The 15,397-nt window shown below is 43.3% G+C and carries 14 protein-coding genes; 7 read left to right on the plus strand and 7 right to left on the minus strand.

The features are described 5' to 3' along the window. Window position 1: 1 nt before the first annotated feature. From uppS to rimO, 4 genes are all read right to left on the minus strand, one after another. Window positions 2–754, minus strand: coding sequence for a polyprenyl diphosphate synthase (gene uppS, locus J7649_RS04470; RefSeq protein ID WP_219309555.1), 753 nt, complete (start codon window positions 752–754; stop codon window positions 2–4). Between the two features lie 7 nt (window positions 755–761). After that, window positions 762–1,316, minus strand: a complete 555-nt coding sequence (gene frr, locus J7649_RS04475) for a ribosome recycling factor (protein ID WP_004279885.1) — start codon at window positions 1,314–1,316, stop codon at window positions 762–764. Between the two features lie 80 nt (window positions 1,317–1,396). Then, a complete protein-coding gene (pyrH, locus tag J7649_RS04480; RefSeq protein WP_004279886.1) occupies window positions 1,397–2,125 on the minus strand; it encodes a UMP kinase in 729 nt (242 codons plus the stop codon). A gap of 46 nt (window positions 2,126–2,171) precedes the next feature. Further along, window positions 2,172–3,515, minus strand: coding sequence for a 30S ribosomal protein S12 methylthiotransferase RimO (gene rimO, locus J7649_RS04485; RefSeq protein WP_219309556.1), 1,344 nt, complete (start codon window positions 3,513–3,515; stop codon window positions 2,172–2,174). 341 nt (window positions 3,516–3,856) lie between these two features. Here rimO and glnL point away from each other — a divergent pair, with 341 nt between their 5' ends. Both glnL and glnG read left to right on the plus strand, forming a co-directional pair. Further along, window positions 3,857–4,966 carry a nitrogen regulation protein NR(II) gene (glnL, locus tag J7649_RS04490; RefSeq protein ID WP_005266616.1) on the plus strand — a complete coding sequence of 370 codons (1,110 nt, stop codon included), beginning with the start codon at window positions 3,857–3,859 and terminating at the stop codon, window positions 4,964–4,966. Further along, complete coding sequence (gene glnG, locus J7649_RS04495) at window positions 4,953–6,428, plus strand: nitrogen regulation protein NR(I) (protein WP_219309557.1); 1,476 nt, start codon at window positions 4,953–4,955, stop codon at window positions 6,426–6,428. Before glnL ends, glnG begins: the two co-directional genes overlap by 14 nt. Before the next feature lie 49 nt (window positions 6,429–6,477). On the opposite strand, the gene J7649_RS04500 is transcribed toward glnG, so the two are convergent. Beyond that, window positions 6,478–6,804, minus strand: a complete 327-nt coding sequence (locus J7649_RS04500; protein WP_004279890.1) for a hypothetical protein — start codon at window positions 6,802–6,804, stop codon at window positions 6,478–6,480. A gap of 197 nt (window positions 6,805–7,001) precedes the next feature. On the opposite strand from J7649_RS04500, the gene J7649_RS04505 reads away from it, so the two are divergent. After that, on the plus strand, window positions 7,002–8,153 hold the full coding sequence (locus J7649_RS04505) for an IS4-like element ISAbe18 family transposase (RefSeq protein ID WP_004645517.1): 1,152 nt from the start codon (window positions 7,002–7,004) through the stop codon (window positions 8,151–8,153). A gap of 63 nt (window positions 8,154–8,216) precedes the next feature. On the opposite strand, the gene mhpT is transcribed toward J7649_RS04505, so the two are convergent. Both mhpT and mnmG read right to left on the minus strand, forming a co-directional pair. Continuing rightward, window positions 8,217–9,422 (minus strand): 3-(3-hydroxy-phenyl)propionate transporter MhpT, encoded by a 1,206-nt coding sequence (gene mhpT / locus J7649_RS04510; protein WP_219309558.1) that lies wholly within the window; start codon window positions 9,420–9,422, stop codon window positions 8,217–8,219. A gap of 314 nt (window positions 9,423–9,736) precedes the next feature. After that, the gene (mnmG, locus tag J7649_RS04515) at window positions 9,737–11,617 is read right to left on the minus strand and encodes a tRNA uridine-5-carboxymethylaminomethyl(34) synthesis enzyme MnmG (protein WP_004279892.1); all 1,881 of its coding nucleotides are present in this window, start codon (window positions 11,615–11,617) and stop codon (window positions 9,737–9,739) included. A gap of 254 nt (window positions 11,618–11,871) precedes the next feature. Between mnmG and J7649_RS04520 the strand changes: the two genes are divergently transcribed. From J7649_RS04520 to prmA, 4 genes are all read left to right on the plus strand, one after another. Beyond that, the gene (locus J7649_RS04520) at window positions 11,872–12,339 is read left to right on the plus strand and encodes a hypothetical protein (RefSeq protein WP_004279893.1); all 468 of its coding nucleotides are present in this window, start codon (window positions 11,872–11,874) and stop codon (window positions 12,337–12,339) included. Between the two features lie 144 nt (window positions 12,340–12,483). Further along, complete coding sequence (locus J7649_RS04525) at window positions 12,484–13,371, plus strand: bile acid:sodium symporter family protein (RefSeq protein WP_219309560.1); 888 nt, start codon at window positions 12,484–12,486, stop codon at window positions 13,369–13,371. 87 nt (window positions 13,372–13,458) lie between these two features. After that, window positions 13,459–14,346 (plus strand): bile acid:sodium symporter family protein, encoded by an 888-nt coding sequence (locus J7649_RS04530; protein ID WP_071852166.1) that lies wholly within the window; start codon window positions 13,459–13,461, stop codon window positions 14,344–14,346. Between the two features lie 131 nt (window positions 14,347–14,477). Next, on the plus strand, window positions 14,478–15,383 hold the full coding sequence (prmA, locus tag J7649_RS04535) for a 50S ribosomal protein L11 methyltransferase (RefSeq protein WP_004646702.1): 906 nt from the start codon (window positions 14,478–14,480) through the stop codon (window positions 15,381–15,383). The last annotated feature ends 14 nt before the right edge of the window (window positions 15,384–15,397 follow it).

Raw genomic sequence — 15,397 nt, forward strand, 5'->3', positions numbered from 1 at the left:
ATTAATTCTCAAGTTTTTCCTGATGAATCTGTTCTGATGTTTTACCAAAACGACGTTCACGCCCGCCAAATACGGCAAGTGCATCATCAAGTTCTTCAACGGTAAATTCTGGCCATAGCGTCTCAGTGAAATAAAGCTCTGCATAGGCTGCCTGCCATAACAGGAAATTCGAAAGACGGAAATCTCCACCCGTACGAATCAGCAGATCAACTGCAGGTAAATCACCGAGGCTGACATATTGACCAAATACATCAGTATTAATTGCATCAAGATCTAATTTATTTGTTAAAACATCGCTAGCAATTCGCTGTGCAGCTTGTGCCATATCCCACATACCACCATAACTGATTGCAATAGTGAGTGTCATACTATTGAAATTAGCAGTCCTTTGTTCGGCATGCAACATAAGCCCCTGTAATTCTGGGGACAAACGGCTGCGATCACCAATAAAGCGTAAGGCAATATTGAATTTTTCCATGCGGGGTAATTGTTCATGAATGGTTTCAACCAGCAATTTCATGAGCAATTCAACTTCAAACTGTGGACGATTCCAGTTTTCACTGGAAAAGGCAAATACAGTTAAAGCCTGGATATTTCTTTTTTTACAGTGTTCAACAATCGGATCCAGAACCGTTTTTCCTTCACGGTGTCCATCACCTTTCTGCATCTGATTTTTTTTGGCAAAACGATTGTTGCCATCCATGATGATGGCAACATGTTTCGGAAGACGGGGATTTTCTTCAGCAACGGTCATCGATGAATTAGACCTTCATCAATTCAGCTTCTTTCGCAGCCAAGCGCTTGTCAACTTCAGCAACAAATTTGTCAGTAATTTTCTGGATTTCGTCAGCAGCACGACGCTCTTCGTCTTCAGAAATTTCTTTTTCTTTCAACAAAGCCTTGATATCGCCCAATACATCACGACGGATGTTACGGATCGCGACTTTTGCATTTTCAGCTTCATTACGTGCAACTTTTTGCATGTCACGACGCGTTTCTTCAGTCAACGCAGCCATCGGTACACGAATCGCATCTGCTGTAATTGGATTCAGACCCAAGTCAGATTCACGAATCGCTTTATCAATTGCAGAAACCATTGAACGTTCGAAAGGCTGGATTAACAAAGTACGTGAATCTTCAACACCTACGTTTGCCACCTGGTTCAATGGAACGTCTGAACCATAGTAAGAAACCATCACGTTATTTAAAATTGATGGATGCGCACGACCGGTACGAACTTTTGCAAAACCATGCTCTAGAGATTCTAGAGTTTTGTTCATACGGTCTTCGCTATCTTTTTTAAGATCGTTAATCATATGATCTTCCTTACTTAATTCTTGAAAAGAGGTTATTACTAAATTAGCGTGTAGTATAAAGTGCTTTGGTGCTCACGTCATTAATTGGTAACGTGAGTCCCTTCTTTTTCACCCATTACAACGGAAAGCAATGCGCCAGATTTATTCATATCGAATACTTGTAGCGGCACATTGTGATCACGACATAAACAGATTGCAGTTAAGTCCATTACACCCAGCTTTTCGTCCAGAACCTGGTCAAAAGTCAATGTGTCATATTTAACCGCATCATCATATTTGCTTGGATCTTTGTTATATACGCCATCGACTTTGGTCGCTTTCAAGATCAAGTCTGATTCGATTTCGATACCACGTAAACAGGCAGCTGTATCTGTCGTAAAGAACGGATTACCTGTACCTGCCACGAATACACACACTTCACCCTGAGTCAGGTGACGGATTGCATCACGGCTTGAGTAAGACTCAACCACAGCACCAATTGGCAATGCAGACATTAAACGGGTTTTAATATTACGGCGCACCAAAGCGTCGCGAAGTGCCAAACCATTCATGACTGTAGCCAGCATACCCATCTGATCGCCAGTTACACGGCCAACCAGACCATCTTTTTGTAGCTGGCTACCGCGATACAGGTTACCACCACCCACAACAATACCTACTTGTACGCCTAAACCCACGAGGTGCGCAATAGAAAGTGACATCTGATCGAGCACTTGTGCATCGATCCCCATGTCTTTATTGCCTGCCAGCGCTTCACCAGAAAGCTTTAACAGGATGCGACCAAAGCGTGGCTTTTTAGAATCCAACATCATCAAACTCCAAAGTATTCAATTTAAATTTTTTTAATTCAAAATCTTAAGCAGACTTGATTGAAATGAGTTTTGCGTACAGATCGTATTCATCTGCATCGGTAATCTCGACTTCAAGTAAATCCCCTGCCTTAATGACGCTTTTATCGATATCTTCAACAAAAACATTGCCATCAATTTCAGGTGCATCTGCATAAGAACGCGCAACCGCTACCGGGAATTCGTCTTCCAGGTCATCTACCAGCACAGTCATGGTCTGACCGATACGTTTTTGGAGTTTGGCTGCCGAGATTTCTTGCTGAACCTGCATGAAACGCTCATAACGCTCTTGTTTAATTTCTTCAGGAACGTGATCTGGCAAATCATTTGCTGTCGCACCTTCAACTGGCGAATAGGTAAAACATCCCACACGATCCAGCTGGGCTTCTTTCAACCAGTCCAGTAACATCTGGAAGTCTTCTTCGGTTTCACCCGGGAAGCCCACCACAAATGTTGAACGCAACACCAGATCAGGACATTTCTCACGCCAGATTTTCAAACGCTCCAGTGTATTTTCACTGTGCGCAGGTCGTTTCATTAGTTTGAGAATTCTTGGACTTGCGTGCTGGAATGGAATATCCAGATAAGGCAGGATTTTGCCTTGTGCCATCAGGTCAATTACTGCATCTACATGCGGATACGGGTAAACATAGTGCAAACGCACCCAGATTCCCAACTGACCTAATGCTTCACACATGTCATAGAATTTGGTTTTAACCGGCTGGCCATTCCAGAAATCCAGCTTGTATTTCGTGTCCAGGCCATAAGCAGAAGTATCCTGGGAGATGACGAGTACTTCTTTTACACCGGCACGTTTCAGCGCTGCAGCTTCATCAAGCACAGAACCGACTGGACGTGAAACCAGATCGCCACGCATGCTTGGAATAATACAGAAGGTACAACGATGGTTGCAGCCTTCAGATATTTTCAGATAAGCATAGTGTTTTGGCGTCAGGCGGATGCCTTGCTCTGGAACCAGATCAATAAATGGATTGTGTTTTGGCGGCTCAGGTACGTATTGATGAACCGCATCCATAACTTCTTTATATGCCGCTGCACCTGTCACTTTCAGGACATTGGGATGCATTTGGCGAATCTTGTCTTCGTCTTTACCTAGACAACCTGTTACGATCACGCGACCATTCGCGCTCATCGCCTCACCAATCGCATCTAGCGATTCTTGCACTGCGGATTCAATGAAACCACAGGTATTTACTACAACTAAATCAGCACCGTCATAATCCGAAGCGACGTCATAACCTTCAGTCTTTAACTGGGTTAAAATACGTTCAGAATCTACCAATGCCTTAGGACAACCTAAAGATACAAAACCGACTTTGGGGGACTTCATGAATTTTCGCTCTACTAGAATGCGCGTATTGTATGTCTTTTCGCATCATAAAAATAGTTGAAAACCTGACTCTTTGCATCATGCACTAAAATATTGCCATAAAATATTCAACATACCCACTCATGCACCAAAATGAATCATTTTAGATTTACAGCCTCAATTTAATCCGCTATATCTAAGATGAATTATGTTGCTCTGTCACATTTCTGCATTTCATCGCAATAAATAATCTCTCGTCATAAAAGTTGGCGTGCATCTTGCATCAAATCAGAACTTAAAATTGATTAAATTGCTTTATGAAGATGCCATTGCGCCATTTTAATACAGGAACAAACCCGCGAATGGATCAAATTATTCCGATCGACTATCGTGCTTTAGTGGACAATATGACCACGTGTATCTTATTGATAGACCGCGATCTTAATATTTATTATCTGAATTCTGCCTGTGAAGCCTTATTTGATGTGAGCTTATTCCGCGCGAGCGGCACATCCGTACTCAATATTCTGCAAAACCCGACAGATGAGTTCAATACCGAAGAAGCCCTGAATAATACTTTAAGTACGGGACAACCTTATACACGCCGCGAAGCCACTATTCTGGTCAACTTTAAAGACATTCATGTTGACTACACTGTTTCTCAGCTAAATCTGGGAAAACCTTATCATCCGCTACTGCTCATCGAACTCAATCCTCGCGATCGCATGTTAAAAATCTCGCGTGAAGAAAATCTGCTGCAACAGCATCAGGTAGCGCGTCAGCTGATTCGCGGTGTTGCGCATGAAATCAAGAATCCCTTGGGTGGCATTCGCGGGGCGACTCAACTCCTGGCACGCAGTTTGAATGATCCACAATACAAAGAATTTACCGACATTATTATTAGCGAAGTGGATCGACTGAGAAATCTGGCCGATACCATGCTCGGTTCACGCCAGCTTCCGAGCTATGAGCTGGTCAATGTGCATGAACCTCTGGAACGGGTGCGTTCACTGATTGCCAATCAGACCAAAAAGAAAATCAAGATTACCCGGGATTACGACCTGTCCTTACCCGAAGTTCTGGCAGACCGCGACCAATTGATTCAGGTCATTTTGAATATTTGCGCCAATGCCGTACAGGCCATGACCGAGAACAAGGAGTTCTTTGTCGAACATCAACCGGAACTGATTTTAAGAACCCGGATTCAGCGTCTCTTTACCATTAACGGGGTGATTCACCGCTCTGTAGTAAGGATTGATATTGAAGACAACGGTCCAGGTGTGCCGGAAGAGATTATCGAATCGGTGTTTTATCCGCTGGTCACCAGCCGTGCCAAAGGGACCGGACTGGGCCTCAGTATTGCTCAAAATATTATTCATCAGCACAACGGCATGATCGAGTGTCAGTCCGTGGCTGGAAAAACCGTCTTTAGCTTATATTTACCTTGGGAGTCGAATCATGTCGCGAAATAAAATATGGGTGATTGATGACGATCGCGCCATGCGCTGGGTACTGGAAAAGACCTTTAAAGAGGAAGGTCTGGATGTGACCAGTTTTGAAGAAGCACAATCTGCACTAGACCAACTGAGTCTGGAAGCACCCGATGTGATTTTGACCGATATCCGCATGCCGGGTATTGATGGACTTACCTTCCTGGGCAAGGTTAAACACAGTTATCCTGACCTACCTGTCATTATTATGACGGCGCATTCAGACTTAGAATCGGCTGTTTCTAGCTATCAAACTGGTGCTTTTGAATATCTGCCTAAGCCTTTTGATATTGATGAAGCACTGGCGCTGGTAAATCGTGCAATTTTACATATCACCAAGTTACAGCAACAAGAATCAGCAAAAGCGGCTCCACCAATTCAATCTACCGAAATTATTGGTGAATCGCCTGCCATGCAGGAAGTGTTTCGTGCCATTGGCCGTTTATCACAATCGCATATTACCGTGTTGATTAATGGTGAGTCTGGTACAGGTAAAGAACTGGTAGCGCATGCCCTGCATCGTCATTCACCACGTAGTGCCAAACCTTTTATTGCGCTCAATATGGCAGCCATTCCAAAAGACCTGATCGAAACTGAACTTTTCGGCCATGAGAAAGGTGCATTTACCGGTGCTAATACCCAGCGCCAAGGTCGTTTTGAACAGGCAAATGGCGGTACGCTGTTTTTAGATGAAATTGGCGATATGCCATTTGAGACCCAGACCCGTTTATTGCGTGTCCTAGCCGATGGAGAGTTCTACCGAGTTGGCGGTCATATTCCGGTTAAGGTCGATGTGCGTATCGTGGCTGCAACACATCAGGATTTGGAAAAACTGGTCCATGATGGTCGTTTCCGTGAAGACTTATATCACCGCCTGAATGTAATTCGTATTCATATTCCAAAACTGGCACATCGCAGTGAAGATATTCCGATGCTGGCGCAGCATTTTCTGGCACGTGCCGGTAAAGAACTTGGGGTCAATCCAAAGATATTACGTCCTGAAACCCAAGAATATATGCAGAAATTGCCATGGCAAGGTAATGTGCGTCAACTTGAAAATACCTGTCGCTGGCTGACTGTCATGATCACAGGTCGTGAAGTCTATCCTGAAGACTTGCCACCTGAGCTGAAACAGATTCCAATTCATCAGCAGGATCCGGGTGCGCCAATTCCAACGCTGAACCAGATCGCACCGCATCACTGGGATGAATTGCTGGGTCAATGGGCGATGCAGAAACTCAAAAATGGTGAAATGAAACTTCTGGATGTTGCGACGCCAATGTTTGAACGCACCTTGATCAGTGCAGCCTTGCAACAAACCCGTGGCCGTAAACGTCATGCCGCAGAACTTTTAGGTTGGGGTCGCAACACTTTAACGCGCAAGCTTAAAGAATTGGGCATGGATACTACGGATGATGAAATCGAAGAAGAAATAGAAAGTTAATCTTTCCATATAAAAAAGCGCCGATTGGCGCTTTTTTATTGATGATGATTTATGCAGTAAAACCCACATAGCGGAAATACCCATCTATGCCCAGATCAGACTTATATATCAGATAATTTGAATAAGTCGCTTGGGTGATTTCATCCAGCATATTCACCTGATCATCATTGGCATGCAGATCATCTACAGAACGCGGCATGCTGTGCTCGAATTCATCCGTCATATATTCAAAGCCAATATCCATGGCAATAAACAGGGTATGTTCACAAGGTTGCACATACTGCTCTTCTGCCCAATCAATCACGTTGTGCTGACAATGTGGACAGGCAATATTATCAGTGGCCTGAATCGAGAGTGGAATAAGTTGATAAGCCATATAAAAATCAATCTGTTTACTATCCGTATATTTTAGCAAATTTTATGGACTGACTTTATTCAATTAAAAACCTCGACGATAAAAAAAGGAATCTTCAGATCACTGCTGTCCCATAGTTTGCTTTAAATAAAAAAACCTGAGTCCTAACAGTTAAAATATGAGTGCAAACAAACACTTTAACGACCAGGATTCAGGTTTTGTCACATCAGAATACCGTATTTCATGAGCTAATTAAACCTGTTGTGCGACAGGATTTTGAACAACTTGCTAAAGTACACCATGTTGGACAGAAATTTAGAGCGGCTTCCCGGTGGGATCAGTTTATTGCCATATTGATGTCTCAATTCTCTTGTAGACAAAGTCTGAGAGATATTCAATCCAATTTGGAGTGCCAACAGGAAAAGCTAAGTCATCTCGGAGCAAAGTCTATTCCCCGAAGCACGCTGGCACGAATCAATGAGCAGCAGCCTGCTGCCTTGTATCAACAGCTATTTCACAAGTTGCTTAAATACTATGAACACTCAAAAGTAGCTCATAAATTTCGCTTTAAGAATCCCTTGTATTCCTTGGATGCCAGTCATATTGACCTGTCGCTTTCCTTATGTGAATGGGCCAAAGTTCACGACTCAAAAGCCAGCATGAAACTCAGCATAGGATTGAATCACAGCAATGATATTCCTGAGTTTGTTGCAGTTGAAAATGGCAAAGAAAATGACATGGTACAAGGCCGCAAATTCCAGTTTCCTGCTGGCAGCATTGTAGTTTTTGATAAAGGCTATGTCGATTACCAATGGTATGCAAATCTGACTGCTCAAAACATTGGATTTGTCACACGTTTTAGGCCTAAATCTGTGTATCAGGTGATCCAGCAACATCCAGTGCTTGAATCCAAAGGTATTCTAAAAGATGAAACCATTCAGCTGAATAGCGCACATGCCCTAAAAAGAAAAGCCCCAGTGTTAAGAAGAATTGAATATAGAGATCAGCAAAGTGGCAAGCACTTTAGCTTTCTCAGCAATAACTTTCATTTAGCCGCCTCCACCATTGCGGCGATTTATAAAGATCGTTGGAAAGTTGAGCTGTTCTTTAAGGCGATTAAGCAGAATCTCAAATTAAAAGCGTTTCTAGGCCGCAGCAGGAACGCAATTCAGACACAAATCTGGATTGCGATGATCGCCTATTTATTGGTGAGTTTCGCTCAACATTTAGGGAAAACAGGTTGGACAGTTCAACGTTTACTCAGAATAATTCAAGTGAATTTGTTTGAAAGAAGAACTTTAAAAGCTTTATTTTCACCCGATAAAATACCCATAAAACAAGAGGAAGCTCAAATGAGCTTCCTCTTGTGAAAAATTGTGGGACAGCAATGATCTTCAGATTCCCTTTTTGTATTGACAGATATCAATGATCAATTACTTATGAGCAGCCTTATAACGTGATAGTGCGGTGACAGCTACTGCCGATACGACCACTGCTGGCAAACTTGCCACAAGAATGCCCGTCGTTCCCAAACCTAATGCCAGAATTTTTCCAGTTAATAATGGTCCAGTCATCGCCCCTAAACGTCCTAGAGAGATCGCACTACCCACACCGGTGACTTTACCTGCGCCTGAATAAAAAATTGGTGAGATCCCATACAGAATAGATTGGCCACCTGTAGAGAAAATACCCCCCATGACTCCCGCCAAAATTAATAACGGAATAGAAGTTGTGGTGAATAGCAATACCAAGGCAACAAACAAACCACTATAAATGATAGTCGCCATTTGCCAGAGCTTTAAACGGTCCAGTAAATAACCCAGGCTTAGGGTTCCAATGACAGCGCCCACCTGGAACACCAACATCACCAAAAATGCCTGCTGTTTCTGCAAACCTTGTTCCATAAGTAAGTTAGGTAACCAGCTGATCAAAATATAATTGATCATCAAGGTAAAAAAGAAACCAACCCAAAGAGGCACTGTATTTTTATACTGTTGCTGCTTGAACAACACCTCAACCATACCCGGCACAGCTTCTCCAGAGACCTGAACCTCCGCATTCACCTTAGGTTTATCTTTAAGAATAAACGCCATTAATGGAATCAGTGCTAAAGGTGTTAATCCCCCAATCAGGAATAAGGTTTGCCATTGAATCTCTGGAAGCAGCATGGCCAGACCGGCAACAAAGATCGCTCCTACCGGTAAACCACAATACATCAGACTATTTAGCTTGCCACGGTTGGCTTCGGTGGCTTCATCACCGACGACTGAAATCATGGTTGGCATTGCCGCACCTAAACCCAAACCAGTAAAGAAACGCGCTGCATATAAAACTTCGATGCTGGGCGCAATTGCAGTCAGCGACATGAACAGACCAAAAATAGTCACAGAAAGCATCAGGACTTTCTTTTGTCCTAGATAATCTGCAATACGTCCGCCAAAGAATGCACCAAACAGCATTCCAAAGACACCCAGACTAAATACATAGCCCATTTGGATTTGATCTAAACTAAAGCTTGCCGCAATTCCTTTCGCTGCAATCCCGGGAGCTTGAAGGTCAAAACCTTCAAAAAATGCGACCCAAAAACATAAGAATATGGTTAATATTTTTTGGGCTTTTCCCCTATATGGCTGCGCCATGACTGATCTCCATCAATAATTCACAAACCGTTTGATAGTCTGACGATCCATTGCATTATTCTTAACCTAATCTTGATAGAGAAATAGCACGACAATAGTCGGGTTTAAGCACATCAGCATGTGTAAATATCATCTAAATTAGACCTAAAAGATTGTATTTCTAGACTTAATACATCTTAATAATATTCATTATATATATTTATCAACAACTTAATTTAATAGTAGTTATTTTTAATTCAACGATAGTCAAAACTTATACAAAACTATAAGTCGATAAAAAGCCCGCTTAACGCGGGCTTTTCTAGCTCAAAATCTTAAGCAGATTTCTTTGCTTGTGCATTCTTACGAATTGTAATCATCACCAGTTGAACTGCTGCAGGCGTTACACCCGGAATACGGCTGGCTTGCGCCAATGTTTCAGGACGAACATCTTTCAGTTTCAGGGTAATTTCACGTGAAAGACCCGACACGATGTCATAATCAAAATCCGCAGGAATACGGGTTTCTTCCAGACGTTTCATTTGTGCCACGTCTTCATGCTGACGGTTAATATAACCCGCATATTTCACTGCAATTTCAATTTGCTCACCGACAAATGGTGATACTTCAGAATTGGTTAACTCTGCAATTTGAGCAAATGAAATGTTTGGACGTTTCAACAAATCAATCGCCGAACATTCTTTAGACAGGTCTGCACCGGTCATCTCAACGAATTTCTTACCCATTGGGTTATTTGGTGCGGCCCACAAGTGTTGCAAACGGCCTGTTTCTTTTTCCACTGCTTCCATTTTCTCACAGTACACTGCCCAACGCGCGTCATCCACCAGACCCATTTCACGACCAATGGCTGTTAAACGCTGATCTGCGTTATCTTCACGCAGCATCAAACGGTATTCGGCACGTGAGGTGAACATACGGTATGGTTCTTTGGTACCTAATGTGATCAGGTCATCGACCAGAACACCCATGTATGCTTCATCACGTTTTGGCGTCCATTGCTCCTGATCCCAAGCACGGCGTGCAGCGTTCAAGCCTGCAAGCAAACCCTGCGCACCCGCTTCTTCATAACCGGTTGTGCCGTTGATTTGACCGGCGAAATACAAGTTATTAATTGCTTTGGTTTCAAGGGTAAATTTCAACGCTTGTGGGTTGAAATAATCGTATTCAATGGCATAGCCCGGACGAAGAATGTGCGCATTTTCCATACCACGGATCGAGCGAACCAGTTCAAACTGAACGTCGAACGGTAAAGAAGTCGAAATACCATTTGGATAAAGCTCATGTGTATCCAAGCCTTCAGGCTCCAAGAAGACTTGGTGAGAATCTTTATCGGCAAAACGGTGAATCTTATCTTCAATCGATGGGCAATAACGTGGTCCAACACCTTCGATCACACCCGTGTACATCGGTGAACGGTCTAAACCGCCACGAATGATTTCATGCGTGCGTTCATTGGTATGCGTGATATAGCAATTTACCTGCTCAGGATGCATAGACACATCCCCCATGAATGACATGGTCGGAGATGGGAAATCACCCGGCTGTGGTGTCATCACAGAGAAATCCACTGAACGCGCGTCAATACGTGGTGGTGTACCTGTTTTTAAACGACCTACTGGCAAGTTTAATTCACGCAAACGATGTGCAAGTGAAATAGATGGCGGATCACCAGCACGACCACCGCTAGATTTCTCCAGACCAACGTGGATGACACCACCTAAGAATGTACCTGCTGTCAGCACCACAGTTTTCGCATCAAAACGGATACCCATTTGGGTAACCACACCTTTAACGGTATCGCCTTCAACAATCAGGTCATCTGCGGCTTGCTGAAAAATATCAAGGTTTGCTTGGTTTTCTAATGTTTCGCGAATAGCCGCTTTATAACGTACACGGTCCGCCTGCGCACGTGTTGCACGTACTGCAGCACCTTTACGCGAGTTCAAAATACGGAATTGAATACCGCCTTTATCGGCAGCCAGTGCCATCGCACCGCCCAAGGCATCAATTTCACGCACCAAATGCGATTTACCAATACCACCGATGGCCGGGTTACAGCTCATCTGCCCTAAAGTCTCAATGTTATGAGTTAAGAGTAAAGTCTGTCGACCCATACGCGCTGCAGCCAGAGCCGCTTCCGTACCGGCGTGACCGCCACCGATAACAATGACATCGTATACTTTAGGATAATGCATAATGGTAATTGAGAGATAAAAAAGAATAGCTGAGCATTATAGCAAATTTCACTCTAAAGTAGACAAATTCAGTTGAATTTATCCTGAGATAAATCGCACTTAACTCGCATAACAATAAAGCACTGTAATTTAACTTTGCAGAGGAACTATATAAATTAAACATATAAGCTGAGAAATTTACTCGATTTGCATTGTTTAATCTCGCGCATTTTTTAATCTATATGTTGGTTACATTACAAACAAAGGTATAAAAGATGAATAAGAATATTTTCCTCTCAACCGTTCTATGTGGTTTATGTTTTGCGCCATTTGCTGCATCAGCGAATGATAAGGTCGAAACCATTTATAATGCACAAAAGTACCAACAGGTTTGTAAAGGCAAATCCCAAGGTGCACAAGTCAGTTTTGCCTATCGCGGCATTATCTGGAATGGTACCTGTGAGCCGCAGTTTTTCGCTTCATCCAAAAATGCTTCAATCAAAGGCGATGAAGCCGAACTCATGAGTACCTGTAGCGGCAACAGTGGTGCGACTACTGCCACCATCAATGGTGCCGAAGTCAAAGGTAAATGTGCATTAGGCTTTATGCCACCACGCCCTCAGGGACAATCTCAGATGCAAAGCCAACCGATGCAGCCACATATGCAAAACCAGCCTATGCAGCATCAGATGAACCAGCCAGCACAGCCTGATTCACCAATGCAAGGCCAGCCAGGTATGTAGCCGATATATATCTAAATAGTTTAGATTTCAAGTAAAAGCTTTGACGGGCAAAGTGACTGCATTTTGCCCGTTTTTTATTGCTTATTTATTCATCTAGGCTAAACTGGAAATATACCTATAAATGTATAATAAAAAGGCAAATTCATGGATTCGGGGTTTTTTAGCGTTTTTTTGCCAATTACATTGGCAATTATGATGATGGGGCTGGGGCTAGAACTCACTATCAAAGATTTCCTGCGCTTAAGTCGCTATCCTAAAGTCATTTTTATTACTTTATTTGCGCAGTTAGTCCTATTACCCAGCGTTGCTTTTTTTATTTGTCTGATTTTGGACTTGCCCGCTTTGCTTGCTGTAGGTCTGATGTTGCTAGCCGCCTCACCTGGTGGCCCAACCGCGAACCTATTTAGCTACATATATAAAGGTGATGTGGCACTGAATATTACTCTAACCGCCATTAATACCATCATCTCTATTTTTACCCTGCCCTTTATTATCAATCTATCCTTACACTACTTTATGAGTCATGACTCAAACGTGACTTTTCCAGCTGAAAAGATTGTGCAGGTGTTTTTAATTACCTTGATTCCCGTGATCATGGGTATGCTGCTTCGGGCCAAATTTCCAAACCTGTCGATTACTGTCAGCAGGCCCATGCGCTTACTCTCTATCGGCTTTTTAGCCATATTGTTGATATTTGCCATTTTCAGAGAACGTTCGAATTTGGTCGAATACTTTGCCAGTATTGGCACAGCAACTGCGATTTTATGTTTTTCCAGCCTGTTTATTGGCTATTGCATCCCTCTACTCATGGGCATTCCAGAGAAAATGGCACGCGCTTGTACTTTTGAAATCGGCATTCATAACACTGCCATTGCCCTGACCATTGCGATATCGGTTCTGAATAATGTCACGATGGCCATCCCAGCAGGCATTTATACGATTTTCATGTACACTTTCGCCACCATTTTCGGTGTGCTGATTAGCCGCCAGCAAGTGGTATATAGTAATAAAAGTCGTTTATCAGATTTGTAATTTATTTGGCTGATTCTACTATAAGGCTGTATGCTTTTCCAAAGAAAAGCAGAAGTATTAAAACAATTTTCGACAAGGAGCATACAGATGGATTCTGGCCTTATAACGATATTACTGCCGCTGGCACTTGCAATCATCATGATGGGGCTTGGCCTTGAACTGACGCCTCGGGACTTTAGCCGTGTCACTCGCCACCCCAAAGCCGTATTTATAGCATTGTTCTGCCAACTGGTTGTTCTGGTTGGCATTGCCTTTTTGCTTTGCAAACTATTCGCTTTAACTCCATTACTCTCGGTCGGGTTGATGCTCCTGGCGGCTTCGCCAGGGGGTGCAACGGCCAACCTGTTTAGCTATCTGTTTAAAGGTGACTTAGCCCTCAATATCACTTTGACTGCTATCAACTCAGTCATCGCAGCGATTACCTTACCTTTAATTATTAATTTTTCGATCATGCATTTTATGCAGGATAGCCAGCAAGTTGGCCTGCAATTCGGCAAGATTCTGCAAGTCTTTGCGATCATCCTGATTCCGGTGGGAATTGGCATGTTGATTCGGCGCTATGCACCAGGCGTGACAGCAAAACTGAATCGGCCGCTGCGGATTTTTTCGATTGGCTTTTTGGTGCTGATTATTATTGCCACACTCATCAAAGAGCGCAGCAATATCGGTGAATACTTGACCCAGGTGGGTCTGGCGACTGCCTTGTTCTGCATCCTGAGCCTGAGTATTGGTTATCTGATTCCGCGACTACTGAATATTAATAGCGCTCAAGCCCGTGCCAGTGCATTTGAAATTGGCATTCATAACAGCACCCTCGCCATGACCATTGCCCTGACCGTGATTGGCAGTGCTGCTGTGGCGATGCCAGCCGCGGTTTATTCTATCTTTATGTATATCTTTGCTGCAATTTTTGGCAGTCTGTTGAACCGGCTTGCACCACTCCCGGCGCAAACACCTTTAACGAATCTGGATTAGATAAGCTCTGGAACTGTTCAAAGGATGCCTCAGGCATCCTTTTTATTTTGGGAATGGATCAAGAAGATAGCAGCGTTGAGTCTGAACTTCCGTTACAATAGCTTTTTGAAAAATGTATAAAGGTTATTTCTGTGAAGTGGTTACAAATTCATATTACGGTTGAACAGGCTCAGGTTGATTTTACTGAGACATTACTCAGCTCGCTAGGCGCAGTGAGTGTGACTTTGGATGATGCTGAAAACCAGGATTTGCTGGAACCACTTCCAGGTGAAACACCACTCTGGAATAAAGTGATTGTGACCGGTATTTATGCGCAGGAAGAAGGCGAAGAAATTGATGTTACCGCACTAGAAACCTTTATTCGTGCACAAATGCCAGATGCTCCGATCCGTCATGAACTGATTGAAGATCAGGCTTGGGAACGCACCTGGATGGATGCCTATGAGCCAATTCAGATTGCTGATAAATACTGGATCGTACCCGAATGGATGGAAGCACCTGATGCCGATGCGGTAAATATCAAGCTTGATCCAGGTCTGGCTTTCGGAACAGGCAACCACGCTTCAACTTTCCTATGCTTACAATGGCTCGGCAAGATTGATGTGAAAGATAAAATTGTCATCGATTATGGCTGTGGCTCAGGCATTCTCGCGGTAGCTGCACTTCTCTTAGGTGCGAAAAAAGCATATGCCACTGATATCGATCCACAAGCTGTACTGGCCACCCAGCAAAATGCTGAACTGAATGGCGTACTGGACAAGCTTTATGTCGGACTGCCAGAAGAATTTAGAGATGAGCTCGGCAATACCAAAGCTGACGTCTTTGTTGCCAATATTCTGGCAGCACCACTGATGATGCTGGCTCCTGAGTTCGCAACTTTAATTAAATCTGAGGGACAGTTCGCACTTGCCGGAGTAATTGAAGAGCAAGTTGCTGATGTTACTAGCATTTACTCAAATTATTTTGATATATTAGAAGTAGAAAAACGAGATGAGCACTGGTGCCGTATCTCGGGTAAACGCCATAAGAACGAATGAGCCTATAAATAATC

The organism is Acinetobacter lwoffii, assembly GCF_019343495.1.
Taxonomy (GTDB): Bacteria; Pseudomonadota; Gammaproteobacteria; order Pseudomonadales; family Moraxellaceae; genus Acinetobacter; species Acinetobacter lwoffii_P.

Coding starts and splice junctions, on each gene's coding strand:
- frr (WP_004279885.1), bottom strand. CDS start 1,316: ATGATTAACGATCTTAAAAAAGATAGCGAAGACCGTATGAACAAAACT.
- mnmG (WP_004279892.1), bottom strand. CDS start 11,617: ATGCATTATCCTAAAGTATACGATGTCATTGTTATCGGTGGCGGTCAC.
- J7649_RS04525 (WP_219309560.1), top strand. CDS start 12,484: ATGGATTCGGGGTTTTTTAGCGTTTTTTTGCCAATTACATTGGCAATT.
- J7649_RS04520 (WP_004279893.1), top strand. CDS start 11,872: ATGAATAAGAATATTTTCCTCTCAACCGTTCTATGTGGTTTATGTTTT.
- uppS (WP_219309555.1), bottom strand. CDS start 754: ATGACCGTTGCTGAAGAAAATCCCCGTCTTCCGAAACATGTTGCCATC.
- J7649_RS04500 (WP_004279890.1), bottom strand. CDS start 6,804: ATGGCTTATCAACTTATTCCACTCTCGATTCAGGCCACTGATAATATT.
- J7649_RS04530 (WP_071852166.1), top strand. CDS start 13,459: ATGGATTCTGGCCTTATAACGATATTACTGCCGCTGGCACTTGCAATC.
- pyrH (WP_004279886.1), bottom strand. CDS start 2,125: ATGTTGGATTCTAAAAAGCCACGCTTTGGTCGCATCCTGTTAAAGCTT.
- rimO (WP_219309556.1), bottom strand. CDS start 3,515: ATGAAGTCCCCCAAAGTCGGTTTTGTATCTTTAGGTTGTCCTAAGGCA.
- mhpT (WP_219309558.1), bottom strand. CDS start 9,422: ATGGCGCAGCCATATAGGGGAAAAGCCCAAAAAATATTAACCATATTC.
- glnL (WP_005266616.1), top strand. CDS start 3,857: ATGGATCAAATTATTCCGATCGACTATCGTGCTTTAGTGGACAATATG.
- glnG (WP_219309557.1), top strand. CDS start 4,953: ATGTCGCGAAATAAAATATGGGTGATTGATGACGATCGCGCCATGCGC.